This window comes from Cryobacterium gelidum (genome assembly GCF_004403985.1).
GTDB classification, from domain to species: domain Bacteria; phylum Actinomycetota; class Actinomycetes; order Actinomycetales; family Microbacteriaceae; genus Cryobacterium; species Cryobacterium gelidum.
On record NZ_SOHL01000007.1, the window covers coordinates 13,780 to 32,680 of the forward strand.

At 65.0% G+C, this 18,901-nt stretch carries 16 protein-coding genes and 3 pseudogenes; 10 read left to right on the top strand and 9 right to left on the bottom strand.

Annotated elements, in window-relative coordinates:
* Nucleotides 1-2: 2 nt before the first annotated feature.
* The 6 genes from rhaS to E3T50_RS04040 all read left to right on the top strand — a co-directional run bounded on the left by rhaS (nt 3) and on the right by E3T50_RS04040 (nt 7,919).
* A complete protein-coding gene (gene rhaS / locus E3T50_RS04015) occupies nt 3-1,061 on the top strand; it encodes a rhamnose ABC transporter substrate-binding protein (protein WP_134550735.1) in 1,059 nt (352 codons plus the stop codon).
* Nucleotides 1,062-1,163: 102 nt separating this feature from the next.
* Entirely contained in the window at nt 1,164-2,648 is a 1,485-nt protein-coding gene (locus E3T50_RS04020) for an L-fucose/L-arabinose isomerase family protein (RefSeq protein ID WP_134550704.1), read from the top strand.
* Between the two features lie 106 nt (nt 2,649-2,754).
* Nucleotides 2,755-3,135 carry an L-rhamnose mutarotase gene (locus E3T50_RS04025; RefSeq protein WP_134550705.1) on the top strand — a complete coding sequence of 127 codons (381 nt, stop codon included), beginning with the start codon at nt 2,755-2,757 and terminating at the stop codon, nt 3,133-3,135.
* Complete coding sequence (gene rhaI / locus E3T50_RS04030) at nt 3,132-4,298, top strand: L-rhamnose isomerase (protein WP_134550706.1); 1,167 nt, start codon at nt 3,132-3,134, stop codon at nt 4,296-4,298. The genes E3T50_RS04025 and rhaI overlap by 4 nt, the downstream gene beginning before the upstream one ends.
* Nucleotides 4,299-4,351: 53 nt before the next feature.
* Nucleotides 4,352-6,391, top strand: a complete 2,040-nt coding sequence (locus tag E3T50_RS04035) for a bifunctional aldolase/short-chain dehydrogenase (protein WP_134550707.1) — start codon at nt 4,352-4,354, stop codon at nt 6,389-6,391.
* Between the two features lie 106 nt (nt 6,392-6,497).
* On the top strand, nt 6,498-7,919 hold the full coding sequence (locus E3T50_RS04040; protein WP_134550708.1) for a rhamnulokinase: 1,422 nt from the start codon (nt 6,498-6,500) through the stop codon (nt 7,917-7,919).
* A gap of 182 nt (nt 7,920-8,101) precedes the next feature.
* Here the strand turns inward: E3T50_RS04040 and E3T50_RS16925 are convergent.
* Nucleotides 8,102-8,221 (bottom strand): annotated as a pseudogene (locus E3T50_RS16925) (IS3-like element ISAar45 family transposase); the annotation flags it as partial.
* A gap of 144 nt (nt 8,222-8,365) precedes the next feature.
* On the opposite strand from E3T50_RS16925, the pseudogene E3T50_RS04045 reads away from it, so the two are divergent.
* Nucleotides 8,366-8,581: pseudogene (locus E3T50_RS04045) on the top strand (integrase core domain-containing protein); the annotation flags it as partial.
* Between the two features lie 576 nt (nt 8,582-9,157).
* On the opposite strand, the gene E3T50_RS04065 reads toward E3T50_RS04045, so the two are convergent.
* The gene (locus E3T50_RS04065; protein ID WP_166784197.1) at nt 9,158-10,189 is read right to left on the bottom strand and encodes an arsenic resistance protein; all 1,032 of its coding nucleotides are present in this window, start codon (nt 10,187-10,189) and stop codon (nt 9,158-9,160) included.
* A gap of 64 nt (nt 10,190-10,253) precedes the next feature.
* Between E3T50_RS04065 and E3T50_RS04070 the strand changes: the two genes are divergently transcribed.
* The 3 genes from E3T50_RS04070 to E3T50_RS04080 all read left to right on the top strand — a co-directional run bounded on the left by E3T50_RS04070 (nt 10,254) and on the right by E3T50_RS04080 (nt 12,028).
* Nucleotides 10,254-10,730: a hypothetical protein gene (locus E3T50_RS04070; protein WP_134550711.1), complete on the top strand. Its 477-nt coding sequence runs from the start codon at nt 10,254-10,256 to the stop codon at nt 10,728-10,730.
* A complete protein-coding gene (locus E3T50_RS04075) occupies nt 10,727-11,482 on the top strand; it encodes a ParA family protein (RefSeq protein ID WP_134550712.1) in 756 nt (251 codons plus the stop codon). The genes E3T50_RS04070 and E3T50_RS04075 overlap by 4 nt, the downstream gene beginning before the upstream one ends.
* A gap of 129 nt (nt 11,483-11,611) precedes the next feature.
* Nucleotides 11,612-12,028: a Rho termination factor N-terminal domain-containing protein gene (locus E3T50_RS04080; protein ID WP_134550713.1), complete on the top strand. Its 417-nt coding sequence runs from the start codon at nt 11,612-11,614 to the stop codon at nt 12,026-12,028.
* A gap of 55 nt (nt 12,029-12,083) precedes the next feature.
* Here the strand turns inward: E3T50_RS04080 and E3T50_RS04085 are convergent.
* From E3T50_RS04085 to E3T50_RS04115, 7 genes and pseudogenes are all read right to left on the bottom strand, one after another.
* A pseudogene (locus tag E3T50_RS04085) lies at nt 12,084-12,238 on the bottom strand (IS3-like element ISAar4 family transposase); the annotation flags it as partial.
* 119 nt (nt 12,239-12,357) lie between these two features.
* Entirely contained in the window at nt 12,358-13,887 is a 1,530-nt protein-coding gene (locus tag E3T50_RS04090) for an aldehyde dehydrogenase (NADP(+)) (protein WP_134550714.1), read from the bottom strand.
* Nucleotides 13,888-13,894: 7 nt separating this feature from the next.
* Nucleotides 13,895-14,896: a proline racemase family protein gene (locus tag E3T50_RS04095; protein WP_134550715.1), complete on the bottom strand. Its 1,002-nt coding sequence runs from the start codon at nt 14,894-14,896 to the stop codon at nt 13,895-13,897.
* Nucleotides 14,897-14,933: 37 nt separating this feature from the next.
* On the bottom strand, nt 14,934-15,869 hold the full coding sequence (locus tag E3T50_RS04100) for a dihydrodipicolinate synthase family protein (RefSeq protein ID WP_134550716.1): 936 nt from the start codon (nt 15,867-15,869) through the stop codon (nt 14,934-14,936).
* Entirely contained in the window at nt 15,866-17,326 is a 1,461-nt protein-coding gene (locus tag E3T50_RS04105; RefSeq protein WP_134550717.1) for an FAD/NAD(P)-dependent oxidoreductase, read from the bottom strand. Before E3T50_RS04105 ends, E3T50_RS04100 begins: the two co-directional genes overlap by 4 nt.
* Complete coding sequence (locus E3T50_RS04110) at nt 17,323-17,679, bottom strand: (2Fe-2S)-binding protein (protein ID WP_134550718.1); 357 nt, start codon at nt 17,677-17,679, stop codon at nt 17,323-17,325. The genes E3T50_RS04105 and E3T50_RS04110 overlap by 4 nt, the downstream gene beginning before the upstream one ends.
* Nucleotides 17,669-18,862 carry an NAD(P)/FAD-dependent oxidoreductase gene (locus tag E3T50_RS04115; RefSeq protein WP_134550719.1) on the bottom strand — a complete coding sequence of 398 codons (1,194 nt, stop codon included), beginning with the start codon at nt 18,860-18,862 and terminating at the stop codon, nt 17,669-17,671. Before E3T50_RS04115 ends, E3T50_RS04110 begins: the two co-directional genes overlap by 11 nt.
* Between the last annotated feature and the right edge of the window lie 39 nt (nt 18,863-18,901).

Consider the following 18,901-nt stretch of genomic DNA (forward strand, 5'->3'; position numbering starts at 1 on the left):
CAATGCAGTTCATTCGCCACACCAAGACGAGGCGCACTCGCCGCTTCCTCACCCTCGCAGCAGTCGCCGCGTCCGTTGCCCTCGTCGCGAGCGGCTGCGCCGCAGGCAATGATGCCGGAACCGGCACCGCCGCCGAGGGAGATCTCAGCATCACCTTCATTCCCAAGCAGCTCAACAACCCGTACACCGACGTCGTTCTCGGCGGCGGAAAGGACGGCGCGACCGCCGCCGGCTTCGCCGCGACCGAGGTCGTCGGCCCGCTCGAAGCGAGTGCGTCGAGCCAGGTGTCGTTCATCAATGCTGAAACCCAAGCCGGAACCAGCGTCATCGTGATCGCTGCCAACGACCCGGATGCCGTCGGTCCGGCCCTCGAGGAAGCCCGCGCCGCCGGCGCCAAGATCGTGGCGTTCGACTCGGACACCAATCCGGACTACCGTGACGTGTTCATCAGCCAAGTCGTCGCCAAGGACGTCGCACTGATTCAGATCGAGCTACTCGCCGAGCAAATCGGCGGATCGGGAGAAATCGCGATTCTCTCGGCCACGGCCAATGCGACCAACCAGAACGAGTGGATCAAGTTCATCGAGGAGGAGCTCGCTTCCAACCCGGAGTATGCGGAAATCTCCCTCGTTGCCAAGGTCTACGGTGATGACGACGACACCAAGTCGTTCCAGGAGGCTCAGGGTCTGCTGCAGGCCTACCCGAACCTCAAGGGCATCATCTCACCGACCACGGTCGGCATCGCGGCCACGGCACGCTATCTCTCCACCTCGAACTACAAGGGCACCGTCGCGCTGACCGGGCTCGGGCTACCCAATGAAATGCGCCCGTTCGTCAAGGACGGCACCGTCACCGCGTTCGCCCTCTGGGACCCGGCACAGCTCGGTTACGTCGCCGCGTTCGCCGGCAAGGCCCTCGCCGACGGAACCATCACCGGAGCCGAGGGCGACACCTTCGAAGTCGGCGACCTCGGTGAGCGTGAGGTGGGTGCCGACGGGATCGTCATCGTCGGCCCGCCGACCACGTTCAACGCCGACAACATTGATGACTACGACTTCTAAGTAGTCCTCGCAGGGAGCGGATGCTGTGGGACGGATGCTGCGGCATCCGTCCCACAGCCCTCGGCCGCCCAACTTAACGAACTTCAGAGGCAGGAGTGATCCATGACGAACACGACGACGTCGAACGCCGCTACGGTGACCGGTGGGCGCGCTCTGCCGACCGGCCTGCTCGAGCCCAAAACACGTCGCAGCACCCGAATCGGCCTGGTCTCCGGCGGACTTGGCGCTTACTGGCCGCAATTTCCCGACCTTCTCCCCCTGCTACAGGACTCCGCGCGGTATGTCACCGATCGATTCAGAGCTCTTGACGCCGACGTGATCGATGCCGGATTCATCTCCGACGCCCAAGATGCCCAGATGGCTGCCGAGAAGTTGCGGATCGCGGACTGCGACCTCATCGTGGTCTTTCTAGCCACCTACCTCACCTCGTCGATGGTGCTGCCGATTGCTCAGAAGTCGCACACCCCGGTGCTGGTCATCGATCTGCAGCCGACCGAAGCGATGGACCATGCCACCTTCGATACCGGCCAGTGGCTCGCCTACTGCGGCCAATGCCCTGTTCCCGAGGTCGCCAACGTATTTCGGCGGGCCGGGATTCCGTTTCGGTCGGTCTCGGGATACCTGCGGCAGGAGCGCGCCTGGGACCGCATTATTCAATGGGTGCACGCGGCCGGTGTCCGAGCGACGCTGCGCACTGCCCGCCACGGTCTCATGGGCCACGTCTACCCCGGCATGCTCGATGTCGCGACCGATCTCACCAGCGTATCGACCACGTTCGGCTCCCACGTCGAGGTGCTCGAGTTCGACGATCTGCGTGTGCGGGTCGACGAGGTGACGGATGCCGCGGTGCGGGAACGCATGCACCTCGCGTCGCAACTGTTTCAGGTCGACGATTCGGTCCAACAGGAGGACTTCGCCTGGGGCGCAAAAGTCTCGGTCGGGCTGGACAGGTTAGTGGCAGACTTCGACCTCGATTCCGTCGCCTACTACCATCGCGGCCTAGCCGGCGAACAGCACGAACGGCTCGGCGCCGGCATGATTCTCGGATCGTCGCTGCTCACCGCCCGCGGAATTCCGATGGCGGGTGAATACGAGCTGCGCACCTCGATCGCGATGCTGGCCAGCCAGGCCATCGGAGCCGGCGGGTCATTCACCGAAATTCAGGCGCTAAATTTTTTCGACAATGTCGTGGAGATGGGGCACGACGGGCCCGCCCACCTCGCCGTGAGCGCACGGGAGCCCCTACTGCGCGGGCTCGGCGTCTACCACGGTAAGCGCGGCTGGGGCGTGTCGGTAGAGTTCGATGTGCAGCCCGGACCGGTAACGACCTTCGGTGTCGGACAAGACCCCGATGGGCGCTACGTCTTCGTGACCTCAGAGGGCACGGTCGTGCCCGGTCCGCTGCTCGCGATCGGCAACACCACCTCCCGTGTCGACTTCGGCGGCGATCCGGGTCGCTGGGTTGACGAGTGGAGTCAAAGCGGCATCGGCCACCATTGGGCACTTAGCCTCGGCCACTGCGCCGCCGACATCAAGGCTGCCGCGAGCCTGCTGGAAATCGAGCACCGCCATGTCGCGCTCGTCTAGCGTCTGAACCGCGCGCCGGAAGCGGGCTCCGCTCGATCCGGTCTTGCCATCCGGCATCCTACGCTCCATTATTGAAACGATTCATTTAGTCCTGGAGGAGTCACCGATGACGAACACCGCCGCACGCCGCGTGTGCTTTGCGTTACAGGTCAAGCCGGAACGCATCGACGAGTATCGCGAGCGCCATGCGGCAGTCTGGCCTGAAATGCTTCGGGCGCTCAAAGCCACCGGCTGGAACAACTACTCGCTGTTTCTTCGGCAGGACGGACTGCTGATCGGCTATTTCGAAACAGCGGATCTGGCATCCGCTCAGGCTGGCATGGCGGCAACCGCCGTCAACGCGCGCTGGCAGGCTGAGATGGGTGAATTCTTCGTCGCCCTCGATGGCTCCCCCGACACCGGGTTTCTGCAACTGACCGAGGCCTTTCACCTCGAAGACCAGCTCGCCGCTCTCACCACAACCGCTACAGAAAGAAGTACCTCGTGACCATCAGCGCTGCCGTACTCATCCAACTCGAGGCGCAGGCCATCGAGCTGCCCTCCTGGGCGTTCGGTAATTCCGGAACACGCTTCAAAGTGTTTGGCACCCCGGGTACCCCCCGCACCATCGAAGAAAAGGTATGCGATGCGGCCCAGGTCAACCATTACACCGGCCTCGCGCCAAAGGTGGCGCTCCACATTCCGTGGGACAAGGTCGACGACTACGCGGCGCTCCGCACCTTCACGGCCGATCAGGGCCTCGTGCTCGGCACCGTCAACTCGAATACCTTTCAGGACGACGCCTACAAGTTCGGCAGCCTGACCCACACCGACGCGGCGACGAGGCAGAAAGCCATCGACCATCACTTTGAGTGCATCGAGATCATGCACCAAACGGGCTCGAACGACCTCAAGATTTGGCTCGCCGACGGCACCAACTACCCTGGCCAGGGCGATATTCGCGGCCGTCAGGACCGCCTGGCCGAGTCGCTTGCCGCCATCTACGCCCGCCTCGGCGACGCGCACCGCCTCGTGCTCGAGTACAAGTTCTTCGAGCCGGCTTTCTACCACACCGATGTTCCCGACTGGGGAACCAGCTACGCGCAGGTCGCCGCGCTCGGCGACAAGGCCAGCGTCTGCCTCGACACCGGTCACCACGCTCCCGGCACCAACATTGAATTCATCGTCGCCCAGCTGCTGCGCCTGGGCAAGCTCGGCTCCTTCGACTTCAACTCCCGGTTCTACGCCGACGACGACCTCATCGTCGGCGCGGCCGACCCGTTCCAGCTGTTCCGCATTCTGTACGAGGTCGTTCGGGGCGGCGGCTACGGCCCCGATTCGACGGTGGCGTTCATGCTCGACCAGTGCCACAACGTTGAAGACAAGATTCCCGGACAGATTCGCTCGGTACTCAACGTGCAGGAGATGACCGCCCGCGCACTGCTCGTCGACCGGGATGCGCTCACCTTGGCTCAGGACGCCGGTGATGTGCTTGGCGCCAACGGCATTCTGATGGACGCCTTTTACACCGACGTACGCCCCGGCCTTGCTGCCTGGCGGGAGGACCGCGGCCTCGCCGGTGACCCGATGTCCGCCTATGCCGCCTCTGGCTATCAGGCGAGAATCGCTGCCGAGCGCGTGGGCGGAAGCCAGGCCGGCTGGGGAGCGTAAGCAACCCTTCAGCGTCACTCCCGACATCCGCTCTCACCCTGCAAGGAAACCTCATGACTTTGAATCCCGCAGCCGCCGCGCTGATTGCCCGGTCGAACCGCCTCGGCGCCGACCCGAAGAACACGAACTATGCCGGCGGAAACACCTCCGCGAAGGGCACGGAAACCGACCCGGTCACCGGTGAGGCGGTGGAGCTGCTGTGGGTGAAGGGCTCTGGCGGAGACCTCGGCACGCTCACCGAGAGGGGGCTCGCGGTGCTGCGGTTGGACCGGCTGCTGGCGCTGAAGAACGTCTACCCCGGCCTCGACCGTGAAGACGAGATGGTCGCCGCGTTCGACTACACCCTGCACGGCAAGGGCGGCGCTGCGCCGTCGATCGACACCGCCATGCACGCCCTCGTCGACGCGGCGCACGTCGACCACCTGCACCCCGACAGCGGCATCGCCATTGCGACCGCGGCCGACGGCGAAGCGCTCACGCAGACGATCTTCGGCGACAGAGTGGCCTGGGTCGACTGGCGTCGCCCCGGCTTTCAGCTCGGACTCGACATTTCCGCGATCAAGGAGGCCAATCCGCAGGCCGTCGGCTGCATTCTCGGCGGTCACGGCATCACGGCCTGGGGAGACACGAGCGAGGCTACCGAGGCGAACTCGCTCTGGATCATCGACACCGCCGCCTCCTATCTAGAGGAACACTCGCGGCCAGCGCCGTTCGGGCCGCTACTCGACGGATTTTCCGCGTTGGAGCCGGCCGAGCGCCGCTCGCGCGCTGCCGCTCTCGCGCCGACGATTCGCGGGCTGGTCTCCACCGACACCCCCAAGGTCGGGCACTTCACCGATGCCCCCGAGGTGCTCGACTTTCTCGCCCGCGCCGAGCACCCGCGGCTGGCCGCCCTCGGCACCAGCTGCCCGGACCATTTCCTCCGCACCAAAGTCAAGCCGATGCTGCTGGACCTGCCGAGCGGGGCATCCGTTGAAGAATCGCTCACTCGCCTGGTGACCCTGCACGAGGAATATCGCGCAGAATATCAGGCCTACTACGACCGCAACAAGACGGCCGAGTCACCCGCGATTCGCGGCGCCGACCCGCTCGTCGTGCTTATTCCCGGCGTTGGCATGTTCAGCTATGGCGCGAACAAGCAAACCGCCCGCGTCGCGAGCGAGTTCTACATAAACGCCATCAATGTGATGCGGGGCGCAGAGGGACTCTCCAGCTACGCCCCGATCAATGAGGCCGAGAAGTTCCGCATCGAGTACTGGGCGCTCGAAGAAGCCAAATTGCAGCGGATGCCCGCCGCCAAGCCGCTCGCCACCCGCGTCGCGCTCGTCACCGGCGCTTCCTCCGGCATCGGCAAGGCCATCGCCACCCGCCTGGCCGCCGAGGGCGCCTGCGTCGTCATCGCCGACCTCGACCTGGCCAAGGCACAGGCCGTGGCCGCCGAGATCGGCAGCACGGACGTCGCCATCGGCGTGCAGGCCAACGTCACCGACGAGGAGCAGGTGCAGGCCGGCGTCGACGCCGCCGTACTCGCCTTCGGCGGACTCGACCTGGTTGTGAACAATGCCGGGCTGTCGCTATCGAAGTCGCTGCTCGAGACCTCGGTCGCCGACTGGGACCTGCAGCACAATGTGATGGCCAAGGGCTCCTTTCTGGTGTCGCGCGCGGCGGCCCGGGTGCTCATCGACCAGAAGCTCGGCGGTGACATCATCTACATCTCCTCAAAGAACTCGGTCTTCGCCGGCCCAAACAACATCGCCTACTCGGCGACGAAGGCCGACCAGGCCCACCAGGTGCGGCTGCTCGCGGCCGAGCTCGGTGAATACGGCGTGAAGGTCAACGGCATCAACCCCGACGGCGTCGTGCGCGGCTCGGGCATCTTCGCCGGCGGCTGGGGCGCCAAGCGCGCCGCGGTATACGGTGTCGAGGAGCAGGACCTCGGCAAGTACTACGCGCAGCGCACGCTGCTCAAGCGTGAGGTGCTGCCGGAGAACGTCGCCAACGCCGTGTTCGTGCTGTGCACGAGCGACCTGAGCCACACCACCGGGCTGCACATTCCCGTCGACGCCGGTGTGGCCGCCGCATTCTTGCGCTGATGGAAATGGCCGTGTTCGCCGGGAACTGCGCCCTATATAAACAAGAGCGGTCATTCTGCAAGGCAATCGTGTTCCTTGCGACCGCTCTCGGTAAGGAACGTGGCGCATGAACGCCGGCACGGTTGCGGCGATTGACCTCGGCGCGTCAAGCGGGCGGGTCATTCTCGGTCATGTCGGACACAACGAACTGAACATCCGCTCGGTAGCGAGGTTCGTGAACACCCCTGTGCGCACGATCGATGGGCTGCACTGGAGCATTCTCGACCTTTATCGCGGTGCCATCAGCGGCCTGCGTTCGGCCGTACGCGAGGAACCGGAGTTGCTCGGTGTAGCCGTGGATTCATGGGCGGTCGACTACGCGCTGCTGCGCGGGCAGCGGATGCTCGGCAACCCATTTCACTACCGCGACACCCGCACCGCGGCAGGGGTGACCACCGTGCATGCGATCGCCCCACCGACTGAGCTCTACGGACGCAACGGCTTGCAATTCCTCCCTTTTAATACGCTGTACCAGCTGGCCGCCGACCAACTCGACGGCGCGCTCGACGACGCCGATTCGATGCTGCTTATTCCAGATTTGATCACCTATTGGCTGAGCGGTGAGAAGATCGCGGAGCGCACGAACGCCTCGACGACGGGGCTGGTCGATGTTGCGGGCGGAGAATGGGACGACGAGCTGATCGACCGGCTTGGGCTGCCGCGCGGGCTGTTTCCGCGGTTGGTCGATGCGGGAAACCGGGTGGGTTCGGTGCTTCCCGAGGTACTGGCCGAGATCGGAACCGGCCACAGCATCGACGTGATGACCGTCGGGTCGCACGATACGGCATCCGCTGTGGTGGCCGTGCCGATGATCTCGGGTAATGCCGCCTATATTTCGTCGGGGACCTGGTCTCTCGTCGGTGTTGAACTAGCCGGACCGGTGCTCACCGAGGCGAGCCGGGCGGCGAATTTCACCAACGAGGGCGGTGTCGACGGACGGGTGCGCTACCTGCGCAACGTCATGGGTTTGTGGTTGCTGAGCGAATCGCTGCGCACCTGGGAGCTGGCCGGGCAGACCTTCGATCTGCCCGGCCTGCTGACCCAGGCCGGCGCGTGGAGGGGGCCGGTCATCGTGTTCGATGTGGATGATCCGCGCTTTCTCCCGCCGGGCGACATGCCGAGCCGCATTCGCGACTATTGCCGGGAGCACGATTTGCGCGAGCCGGCGACGCCCGTCGAGCTCGTACGCAGCATCGTCGAAAGCCTCGCGGATGCCTACGCGCACACGCTGCGGGTCGCCGCCGAACTCTCGGGAACCAGCATCGACACCGTGCACGTCGTCGGCGGCGGCTCTCAAAACGAACTGCTTTGCCAGCTCACCGCCGATCGCACGGGGCTGCCCGTGCTGGCCGGTCCGGTTGAGGCGACGGCGATTGGCAACGTGTTGGTGCAGGCGCGCGCGCAGGGCCTGGTCACCGGAAGCCTCGAAAGCCTGCGCGCCCTAGTCGCCCGGGCGTTCGCGCCGAGGCGCTACGTCCCGCGCGCCTGAAAAGCACGCGCTACGGACACGAGTTGGTACACGACCTGAGCGCCTTGGCAGTCCGCTCATTCCAAGAGGCCAGACAACGTTGGGGACTGCCCCGATTTCAGTTGACTCAGTGGGTTAGTGGTTTCAGGCGGCCGTGAGGGCCATGTTCATTGTCTCAAACTCGATCGGGGTGAGTTTGCCGAGGCGGCGTTGTCACCGCACGCGCCAACGCGGCCCATCGATCCGGTGATGCCGTTGTTCTTCAGCACCCGAAGAAACGCGTGGGAACGGAACTGAAACCCGCGATCACTGTTAAGCCGAATTCGGCTTAATTCCGATGCCGGATCTCAATACACATCGATTAAATTCACCGAGACTGTCGCTCTGGAAGGCCTCGTCGCCTCGATCGGAACCATCGGCGACGCCTACGATAACGCGGCCGCGGAGACGGTCATGGGCTTTACAAGAACGAGGCCGTGGCGAAGAACTCACCCTTCGTGACGGGACCGTTGAAGACCCTCGCAGACGTTGAGAAACTCCATTTCGACTGGCTGGACTGGTACAACAATCGGCGCCTGCACAGTGCGCTCGGGAACATGCCGCCCGAAGAATATGAACGCAACTACTACGCTGAAACAAACGGCCCGACAAACATCGAAGCCGCCAACAAAACGGCGGCATGAAACCCGGGACGGTTCACTACGACTGGCGCGTGCACGGCAAAGCCCCGTTGCGTACCGGTTCGGCAAGCATCTGAAATTCGCGATCTCCGACGTGCGCTCCTGGATGGCCCAGCAACGCGAACCGTCGCATCGTCCATCACGCCGACGTACTAACCCTTAAAGGCGCCAGCTACCGGCTGTACAACACCGGGATCGAATCTCTACCTTCAGTCCGCGCCGAAAACGCGGCGCTATAAAACACACAACAAGTGGACCAGTGTCACCGTCGATAGTGGCTCAATTTTCAACCGTCGTCGACACCTACCCGAGGGTGCGGCTTTCGACGAGTTCAATATCTACTCGGCGCCCACGCTTGGGGAAGAACGTAATACCACCACCGAGCAGCACCGGGTAGAACGTGACGGACGGCGTTGCCCCGTGCCCTGTGGCGCAGCGCCGCCACTTCGATATCGCGCGTGCGTTCTCGACAAGCTCAGCGACCTCGATAACGACAGCGAGTCCCCCACGAGCTCGCGACCTTCGACATGACGGTGCGGATGACGTCCCCAGCTCGCGATTCTGAGCTGAGACGACAACTCACGGCTCGCGTATGTGGGCTCGTGAGTGGAGCGGCATTGTCGTGGCGGCGTGGTTTCTTGCTGGTGTGGGGAGGAGTCGTGGGATGAGTCGGACGAAGACGACCATGATCATCAGCTCAACGAGGGCCTGGGTGACGACAACGAGTGGGGCAAGGTTGAACGCTGTGGGCAGGGCCAGGACGAGGGGCAGGACGACGAGGGAGTTTCGGGTGACGCCGCTGAACACGATCGCCCGTCGTCCCGGCACGTCGAGTCGCGCGATCCGTCCGGCCACGGCCCCGATCGGCACCATGACGGCAGCGAACAGCACGTAGACGGGGATGGCGAGTAGCAGCGCGGGCAGCTTTTGTCCGACGCCGGTGATCTGCGACGCCACCACGACGGCGAGGGTGAGCATCATCAGTGGCACCATCGCCCCCAGCAGGACGTCCTGCACGATCCGCCCGGCACGGATGTGGGCGGCGGCGAACTGCGTGAGCGCTGCTGCTGCGAGGGGCAGGGCGATCAGGAGCAGGAACGCGTCGACGAACGGTGCAAGGTCGACGGCTTGGACGAATTCGGAACCGACGAACAGCCACAGATACAGCGGGAGCAGCAGCATCTGGGCGAGCATGAGCAGCGGGGCTGCAGCAAGAAGGCGGTCCTTGGCGCCGCCGGCGATGCCGGTGAACACGATGACGTAGTCGACGCACGGCGTCAGCAGCACGAACAGCACTCCGATGAGCAAGACCTGGTCGTGGGCGACGATCCGAGACAGCAGGAATACGACGACCGGGACGGCCACAAAGTTGATCACGAGGATCGTGGTCAGAAACCGCCAGTCGCGAAATGCCAACCCCATCTTCGCGAACGGCACCCCGAGGAACGTCGCATAGAGCAGCATCCCGAGGACGGGGTTGATCGCGAGCTCTGCCGGGGCGGCGACCCCAGGGATCAAAAGGCCGATCCCGGCGCCGGCCACGAGCGCGGCCAGGTACAGCGGAACTTGCTGCCGTTCCATCCACTCCACGCCCGCTCGCACGCTTCCCATCCTCGCAGTCTTGGTCGGAATCGCAGGCGCATTGTGTATTCAGATCGAAGACGCCCGGCTATGGATGAAGACGAGAAGCGAGAATGACACTCGCAGCGCTGTCCGAGCTCGGCGACGCGATTACGGGAACCTGGTCGCTCGGCTCGGTGCAACGGAGACCGTTCAGTTCATCACCTCCGACGTTCGCCTGCCCAACGGCATCGACCCAGCCACGGGCGAACTTTGGCGGCGGCGACTCGCCCCGCGCAGCAACCCCGGTCAGATCCATCGCATCCTGGCCGACATGGAACGTGACGACCTGCGCCTGCTGACCCCGGCTGACGTCGAATGGCCGAGCGAACAGCAGCAGCTCGGAACGAGCGCGCCGATCGCGCTCCGGCGCAAGGGCGACCCGGGCCACCTTTCCATACCACTCCCCGGCCACCCATTCTCGCCGGTGCCAGAGCCAGTTTGGCCCGGGGAATCACCCGCCGATGCCGTGGCGTACATCGTCAGCGGTGTTCGCGACGAGGACTTGGTGGCTTCTAGGATGGGGCTATGAAAACGGTTGCGGTGTACAGCACCAAGGGTGGGGTCGGCAAGACAACTGCGGCGGTCAATCTTGCTTGGCAGGCGTCCCGAGAGTGCCGGGTGCTGCTGTGGGATCTGGACCCGCAGGGCGCCTCGACGTATGTCCTCAATGTGAAGGCCAGGGTGAAGGGGGGCGTGGATTCTCTCATTCGCGGGAAGACGGAGATGGATGCTGCCATCCGGTCGACCGCGTACGCGAATCTCGACGTGCTCCCGGCTGACGAGACTTACCGGCGTCTCGAACTTGCCCTGGACGCGGCGAAGAAGTCGACTCAGCGTTTTGCCAAGATGCTCGAATCAGTGTCAGATCATTACGATGTCGTGATCCTCGATTGCCCGCCCGGGGCTTCTCTCGTCGCCACGAACGCGCTCCACGCCGCCGACCTCGCCGTGGTCCCGCTCGTTCCGTCGCCGCTGTCGCTCCGGTCGCTGGCGCAGGTCAACGAGATCATCGAAGTATCGGACCGGCCGCCCAAGGTTTTCGCCTTCCTGTCAATGGTGGATCGCCGCAAACTTGTGCACCGTTCTGCTGCCGAGCTTCTGCCGCAGGAACACCCACAGGTGATCGACATCGTCGTCCCCGCAACTGTCGTGATCGAACGGATGGGTGCCGAACGCGCCCCGATCGGAGCATACGCACCGGGATCCGAAGCCGCTCGAGTCTTTGCCCAACTGTGGGACTACGTTCGGTCATCGTCGAAGGTCAAGCGGGGCTCTCTGTAGGACGAACGCTGGCGTCTTAACCAGCAGCGTCACCGAAGTCGTCGTGATGCAGCGGCATATGCACCGGTCACTGGTATCGCTACTGTGTAGACAACGGCCACGTGCCGACGATTCAGGGAGGTGCGCGGAATGGCGCAGACATCGAATGGTAAGCCCACGTCCGTTTCGACCAGCCGCGATAAGAAGAAAGTGAAAAAGGCTTTAGCACGCGCTGAAAAATCTGTGCAAGCCGCCCGTAAAGCCGTCGCCCACTCCAGCGCAAAGTTGCGCAAAGAGGCGAAGGCTTTATCAAAGCAAACGCAGAAGTTGGCGGCCAAACACGAGAAAGCGGCCGGCAAGCTTGCTGCCGCGACCGAGAATGCTCGCTTCCAGGCGACGCCCGCAAAGAAGTCCAGCCCGGGAGCGCCGTTGGGTGCGGCCCTCCCCCGGCCCTCCGCGCCGACCCTGGCCGAGCTCCGGCAAGAGGCAAAGAAGCACAAGATCGTTGGCTACACCCGCCTGAACAAGGCCGACTTGATGGCGAAACTGGAGTCCGCGCGACCCTAAGCACAATCGAGTGCGTTGCTGCGGGCATTTCGGACAGCGGGATTAATGGATTCTTCTACGCTGCCAATGCTGGCAGTCGATAGCCATGGTGCACCTCATTGGGCCGGCGATAACCCAGCGCAGAAGGCCGGCTCCGCAGTTGTAGAACCCTTCGATATACCGGATGACGTCTCGCCTGCTTGTGCCTTTCTCGGTGCGGTTCTGCAGGTAATTCTGGGTGCTTTCCGTGAAACCACGGTGAGGTACGTCCACGTCACGGTGCGGTACGTCGACGTCACGGTGTGCGGCGGGGAAGGAGGGTGTTCCTCACCGAAGCGAAGCACGTCGTCCTATATATGACCCCACGTGAGGGACTCCCCCTCAAGGCCGCGCTGTTGCGGAACATCCCAGGGGTTTTCGTCACGAAGTGGTTCGGGGAGAAGTGCCTGTGGCATGTCCTGGTAGGCGACCGGGCGCAGGAACCGGTCGATCGCTGCACTGCCAACAGAGGTACTGGTGTCGTTGGTGGTCGCCGGCCACGGTCCCCCGTGCTGCATTGCCGGGGTGACTGCCACCCCGGTCGGCCAGCCGCCGAAGAGCACCCGTCCGGCGTGCTCGGCGATCCACCGGATCAGCGCGCGAAGGGACAGCGAGGCCTCCCCAGCACCCGCGTGCACAGTTCCGGTGAGGTTACCCTCAAACAGATCTTCGGCATGAGCGGCCAGCTCGTCTTCACTTTCATACTCGACCACGATAGACAGCGGTCCGAAAGCCTCGTCAAGCAGGGCGTCACGCTGGGCGATCAAATCGTCCACGCGAACGCTGACGATTGTCGGTGTGGCCCAACCTTGCCCCTCGTTATCGAAGCGCAATGAGCCCTCCGCGATCGGAGTGACACCGGGCGCGGCAAGGATACTGGCTCGCCGAGCGCGGTACCCCGCGGCGATTCCAGGATTCAGCAGGCGATGCTCAGCAACGGTATCCGCGCGGCCAGCGAGTGCGTCGGCGAGCCCGTGCCCAACGGGCAGGAAAAGAAAACCGGGCTTTGTACAGAGCTGGCCAGCCGAACCGGAGACACTGGCGACGTATCCGTCAGCGATCGTGTCCGCCCTCTCGGAAAGTGCCGCCCGCGTTACGAAAGCCGGGTTGACGCTACCCAGCTCGCCGTAAAATGGGATCGGTGCAGGCCTGGCTGCCGCGATGTCCGCAAGGATGCGCCCGGCGCGGATTGATCCCGTGAAGCTGGCAGCTGCGATGCGGGGGTCCTTCAACAGGTCGACGCCGGCCGCCTGTCCATAGATGAGTTGCAGGGTTCCGACCGGGGCTCCCGCAACTTCCAGAGCTGCGGCCACGATCGCGCCCGTGCGCTCGGACAGCATGGGGTGCCCGGAATGGGCCTTCACGATCACCGGGTTACCGGCCGCCAAGGCGGCCGCGGTGTCGCCGCCGGCCACGGAGAACGCGAACGGGAAGTTGCTCGCCGCGAAGTTCAGGACGGGACCAACGGGCATGCGATAGCGGCGGAGGTCGGGCCGCACGCCGAGCGCGAAGTGGGGGTCTGCGTCGTCGATGCGCACGTCAAGGTATGTCCCATCGACGATGGTGTCCGCGAACAGTCGAAGCTGGACGGCCGTTCGGGTCAGTTCGCCGGTGAGGCGAGCCTCGCTGAGGCCGGTCTCGCTCATCGCGACGGCAACCAGCTCCGCCCGATTGGCCTCCAGTGCGTCCGCTGCGGCAACGAGGGCGCGCGCGCGTTCACGCGGCGGCAGTGCTGCCCAGACGGGTGAGGCATCCGTCGCCCGCTGCGCGACCTGTCCGGATTCGGCGGGCGAAGTCGGCGCCGGGGCCGGCGTGGAGGGAGAGTTTACATAAGACGTCATAGTGCTCCTAGAACTGGAATCCGGTTGGAAAGGGGTCGGACGGATCGAGCAGGTACTGGCCGATCCCCGTTACCCACGCGCGGCCGGTGATGGTGGGAACGACCGCGGGGATGCCGGCTACGGTCGTCTCCCTGACCAGGCGGCCCGTGAACTTTGACCCGATGAAGGATTCATTGACAAAGTCTTGGTCGAGGGCAAGTTCGCCGCGTGCCCAGAGTTCGGCCATCCGCGCCGACGTGCCGGTGCCGCAGGGCGAGCGGTCGAACCATCCGGGGTAGATCGCCATCGCGTGCCGTGAATATTGCGCGGTCGAACCAGGGGCGATGAATTCGACGTGATGGCAGTGGTCGAGACCGTCAATTTCCGGATGCCGTGGCGGGTTGGTGGCGTTGATCGCGCTCATGATGGCCAGACCCGCCCGCAAAATCTCCTCCTGGCTGGCACGGTCGAACGACAGGTTCACCGCGTCGAGGTTGACCATCGCATAAAAGTTGCCGCCGAAGGCCAGGCTGTATGGCAGGGTGCCATAGCCGGGCACGTCCACCGAGTCATCGAGTCGTACGCTGTACGACGGGACGTTCTCGATGGTCACCGAGTCGGCGTGCCCGTCACTGACGGCGACACGGGCGATCACCAGCCCGGCCGGAGTGTCCAGCCGGATTGTGGTGACCGGTTCCTGCACGTCGACCATGCCGGTTTCGACTAGGACCGTGGCGACGCCGATGGTTCCGTGGCCGCACATGGGCAGGCATCCGGAGACCTCGATGTACACGACGCCCCAGTCGGCGTCGGGTCGGGTCGAGGGCTGAAGAATCGCGCCGCTCATCGCCTTGTGGCCACGGGGCTCATTCATCAGGAACAGACGAATGTCGTCTAGATACTCCATGAAATAGAGTCGTTTGTCGTTCATGGTCGCGCCGGGGATCACGCCCACACCACCGGTGATCACCCGGGTGGGCATCCCTTCGGTGTGGGAATCGACGGCTGTGAACATCCGTTTCAAACGCATGGTGCAGTCCCCTCAAAAGTGATGCTGAGCTACGCGGCTACGCGGCTACGATGACGCGGCGGGTCGATAAGTAGTCGAGCGCCTTCTTGGTGTCCGCCCGCACCTGGGCTTCCTGCGCCGCGTTGAGCGGTCCGCGCGGCGGGCGAGTCGGCCCGCCGTAGCTGCCGCCAGCGAGATCGACCGACAGCTTAATAGCCTGCACGAACTCGGTCTTCGAGTCCCACCGGAAGACGGCGACAAGGTTGGTGTACAGCTCCAGCGCCTCCGGAATTTTTCCGGCCTTGACCAGGTCGTAAATCTCGACAGCCTCACGTGGAAATGCGTTGGGGTAGCCAGCGAACCAGCCGGTCGCGCCGACGACGAGCGACTCGAAGAGCAGGTCGTCCGCACCTGAGATGACGTCTATGTCGCAGAGTTCCTTGATTTCCAGCACCCGACGGATGTCGCCGGAGAACTCCTTGATCGCGACCACCTCCGGGATCTCGGCGAGCTTCGCGACGAGGCTGGGAACGAGGTCGACCTTGGTGTCGAACGGGTTGTTATAAGCCATGATCGGCAGACCGACCTCAGCGACGTGCTGATAGTGCTCAACGACCTCCGACTCGTTCGCACGGTAGATCGTCGGCGGAAGCAGCAGCACCCCATCGGCGCCGTCATCCTTGGCGTACTGGGCCCATTGCTTCGCTTGGTGCCAGCCGACACCGTGCACGCCAGCGATAACGAGGCCGCGACCGTCGACCGCCTCCACGGCGACCTGGACCACCTTGCGGCGCTCGTCGTCGGTCAGGGAAGAGTACTCACCGAGCGAACCGTTCGGACCGACTCCGCGGCAGCCGTTGCTAATCAACCAGTCGCAGTGCGCGGCGAACTTGTCGTAGTCGACGGCGAGGCCGGCAGGCGCGGAGGTGTCTTTCTTGAAGGCGAGGGTGGTGGCGACGATGACGCCGCCGAGGTCGAAGGCCTGCTTGGTCATAACGTTCCTTTCGAGGATTCAGACGTGCTGGTGAGACGGTAGGAATCTGCGGGGGTCACCGCGGCGGCAAGTTCGCCGAGCCTGATCGTGCCGCTGATGGGTCGACGGTCTGTGTTCACGCCATCGACCAACCCACCCCCGGCGCGGCAGGCGAGGAGCTCTTCGACGCTGCGCCCGCAGATGCGGCCCTGGCAGATGCCGAGGCCCGCGCGCGTGCTGAGCTTTATAGCGCGCAGCGATCGCGAGCCGGTGCTCTCCGCCGTTTCGCACAGGTGCCCATAGGTCACTTCTTCGCAGCGGCAGACGATCGTGTCGGACGTCAGCATCTCCGGCCAGCCGGCGCGGATGCCATGGGCCGCCTCGATGCGCGCGGCGAACCCTTGGAAGGTGCGGCGACCGCGCACTGTGGTGCGCAGTGCGCGGTCGCCGATAGTTCCGCCGGCAGCGGCGTGGCCGGCGATGGTGCCTTCGGCCAGGGCCAGATCGACGCCGCCTATTCCAGTGATTTCACCGGCCGCGTAAACACCGGGGGCGCTGCTGTGTTGTCGGTCGTCGACCCGGACGAACCGTTCAAGGGTGAGTGCGCAGCCCGCAGCGACGGCTAGTTCAAGCCTGGGAGTAAAGCCATGACTTATGCACACGGCGTCGACCGCGATGCGGCGCTCCGTGCCGGGGATCGGCGTCCAGTCGGCCGTGATCTCCGCCACGGTCACCGACTCGACCCGGTCGGTTCCGTGCGCGGCGACGACGGCTCGGCCGAGCTTGTACGGGATGCGATGGGCCAGGTGGCCGCGAGCGTACCCGCCGAGTTCTGCGCCCTTTTTCCACGCGCCGAGCAGCTGCCAGGGCCGCGGCAGCCAGCCACGTACCAGCGCTGGGAGTCGATTCGCTTCGTACACACCGAGCACGCGGGACCCAACCGCGACCAGCGATGCGGCAACGGGAAGCAGGAACGGGCCAGCGCCCGAGACGACGACACGGCGGCCGACGGCGAGTCGTTCACCCTTGGCGAGGGCCTGCGCCGCGCCGCCGGTGAATACACCGGGTAGGTCCCAACCAGGGAATGGCAGGGTGCGGTCATGCGCGCCGGTGGCGAGCACGATGGCATCGGGTGAGAAGCTCAGGCGCTTGCGGCCGACACCGTCGGGGGCGCCGACGATGACGTGCACCGTGCCGGGTCCGGCCGCAGCCGTTTCCAGGGCGAACACGTTCGCGGAACGGATGATGCGGCATCCGCCGTCGGATTCAAGCGTCGCGCTGAGTGACTGGAACGTGTCCCAGCCGTGGTGCAGGATGCGTTCTCGCGCGGCGGGCCGGGCGGCGGGGAGATGGCGCCAGAACTGTCCGCCGAGCTGGTCGGACGAGTCAAGCAGCGTAACGGAGGCGCCCAGCCTGCGTGCCGCGCGGGCGGCGGCGAGCCCGGCCGGCCCCGCGCCGATGACGAGGACCTGGATCATGAGGCTGTTACTCCCGGTGTTGGGGTCGCCTCGCCAGGCCCGGCCGGAAGTGGGTCGTGCTGGGATCTGACGACATCGCCCTCGGCCGCGCGGCGCTGGCAGGCGCGCACGTCGCGCTGGTCGTTGACTTCGACCAGGCAGTCGTAGCAGACGCCGATTCCGCAAAATACGCCCCGCGGACGCCCGGCGACAGAGGTATGGCGGAACCCGAGCGTGCCGCCGGCGAGGATGACCCCGGCGAGGCTCTGCCCGGTCACGCCGGTCATCGGTTCGCCGTTGACGGTAATCGTCACTGGGGTCGGCGACGCGGGCCGGATCGAGTCGTTGCAAAATGGAAGCAGTCTAGATGGCATAGGAGGCCGCCTTGAGGTGAGGCGCGAGCGATGCCCGTGCTGCGGAGAAGGGAGAAGCGTCGAGGTGCGTGGGGCGCTTCAGCATGAGCGCAGTGAGGAGTTCGGCAGTGGCGAGGCTGAGGCCGATTCCCGCACCCTCGTGGCCGGCCGCGTGCCAGAGGCCCGGCATCCGCGGGTCTTCACCAATCACCGGTAGATGGTCTGGCATGAATGGGCGGAATCCGCCGTAACTGCGTATCACCGCGGCGCCCGCGAGGAACGGGAAGAGGCGGAGGGCCTTCGCCGCGATCTCGCTGAGTGCATCTACGCGGAGGCGCGCGTCGAACCCGACCTGCTGACGGGAGGAACCGATCAGCACCGTGCCGCCGGCCGTGGATTCGATCACGCTGGAGGTCTGCAGGGCACTGTCATCGGAGCCAACGGCGCCCACGTAGTCGGCGTCGTAGACCTTATGGAAAATTCGGTGCGGCATACGGCTGGTGACGAGCAGCTCGCCGCGGCGCGGACGCACAGGCAGGTGCACCCCGAGAAGCGCTGCCACGTCACCTGACCAGGGGCCGGCCGCGATGAGTACCCGGCTCGCGCGCAGGTCGCCGGCGGGGGTTTTCACCCCGACGAGGGCACCGGCCGAATCGAGGATGGCCCCGGTCACCGGCGTGTTCTCCAGGAGCCGGGCTCCATAGCGCCTGGCCGAGGCCATTAGGGCCTCGGTAGCGATGGTTGGCTGTACCTGCGCGTCTTCCGGGTAATGCACCGCGGCCGTGATCCCCGGCGTGAGGTCGGGTTCGAGTTCGTGGGCCGCATCGGCGTCCAGCACGCACGCGTCGACGCCGGCGGAGCGTTGGCTCGCCGCGAAGTCGAGCAGTACGCGGGCTCCGGCCTCCGTCGTGGCCACGACGAGGCCACCCTTCGCTTCGTATTCGACGGAGGGGAACTGCGGGCCGAGTTGCTCGGTGAGGTCGACTGCGGCAGCCTTCCACAGCGTCGATGCGTATTGGGCGAGCACGAGTTCGTAGCCCGGGCCCTTGTCGGAGACCAAAAGGTTGCCCTCACAGGCGGAGGACGTGCCGCCCGCGGTCGTTCCGCGGTCCACAACGGTGACATCACAGCCGGCGGCGGCGAGCGACCGTGCGCAGGCTGCGCCGATGATGCCCGCACCGACGATGATCACGTCGTTGGTCATTCCGCTCCGCCTTTGCTCTGCGCTGGTTTGCCCTGCAAT

Bases quoted from the DNA above. Each gene is read 5' to 3' on its own strand.
- E3T50_RS04080 (WP_134550713.1), top strand. From the start codon at position 11,612: ATGGCGCAGACATCGAATGGTAAGCCCACGTCCGTTTCGACCAGCCGC.
- E3T50_RS04110 (WP_134550718.1), bottom strand. From the start codon at position 17,679: ATGCCATCTAGACTGCTTCCATTTTGCAACGACTCGATCCGGCCCGCG.
- E3T50_RS04095 (WP_134550715.1), bottom strand. From the start codon at position 14,896: ATGCGTTTGAAACGGATGTTCACAGCCGTCGATTCCCACACCGAAGGG.
- E3T50_RS04035 (WP_134550707.1), top strand. From the start codon at position 4,352: ATGACTTTGAATCCCGCAGCCGCCGCGCTGATTGCCCGGTCGAACCGC.
- E3T50_RS04090 (WP_134550714.1), bottom strand. From the start codon at position 13,887: ATGACGTCTTATGTAAACTCTCCCTCCACGCCGGCCCCGGCGCCGACT.
- E3T50_RS04040 (WP_134550708.1), top strand. From the start codon at position 6,498: ATGAACGCCGGCACGGTTGCGGCGATTGACCTCGGCGCGTCAAGCGGG.
- E3T50_RS04065 (WP_166784197.1), bottom strand. From the start codon at position 10,189: ATGGGAAGCGTGCGAGCGGGCGTGGAGTGGATGGAACGGCAGCAAGTT.
- E3T50_RS04115 (WP_134550719.1), bottom strand. From the start codon at position 18,862: ATGACCAACGACGTGATCATCGTCGGTGCGGGCATCATCGGCGCAGCC.
- E3T50_RS04070 (WP_134550711.1), top strand. From the start codon at position 10,254: ATGAAGACGAGAAGCGAGAATGACACTCGCAGCGCTGTCCGAGCTCGG.
- E3T50_RS04025 (WP_134550705.1), top strand. From the start codon at position 2,755: ATGACGAACACCGCCGCACGCCGCGTGTGCTTTGCGTTACAGGTCAAG.
- E3T50_RS04075 (WP_134550712.1), top strand. From the start codon at position 10,727: ATGAAAACGGTTGCGGTGTACAGCACCAAGGGTGGGGTCGGCAAGACA.
- E3T50_RS04105 (WP_134550717.1), bottom strand. From the start codon at position 17,326: ATGATCCAGGTCCTCGTCATCGGCGCGGGGCCGGCCGGGCTCGCCGCC.
- E3T50_RS04100 (WP_134550716.1), bottom strand. From the start codon at position 15,869: ATGACCAAGCAGGCCTTCGACCTCGGCGGCGTCATCGTCGCCACCACC.
- rhaS (WP_134550735.1), top strand. From the start codon at position 3: ATGCAGTTCATTCGCCACACCAAGACGAGGCGCACTCGCCGCTTCCTC.
- E3T50_RS04020 (WP_134550704.1), top strand. From the start codon at position 1,164: ATGACGAACACGACGACGTCGAACGCCGCTACGGTGACCGGTGGGCGC.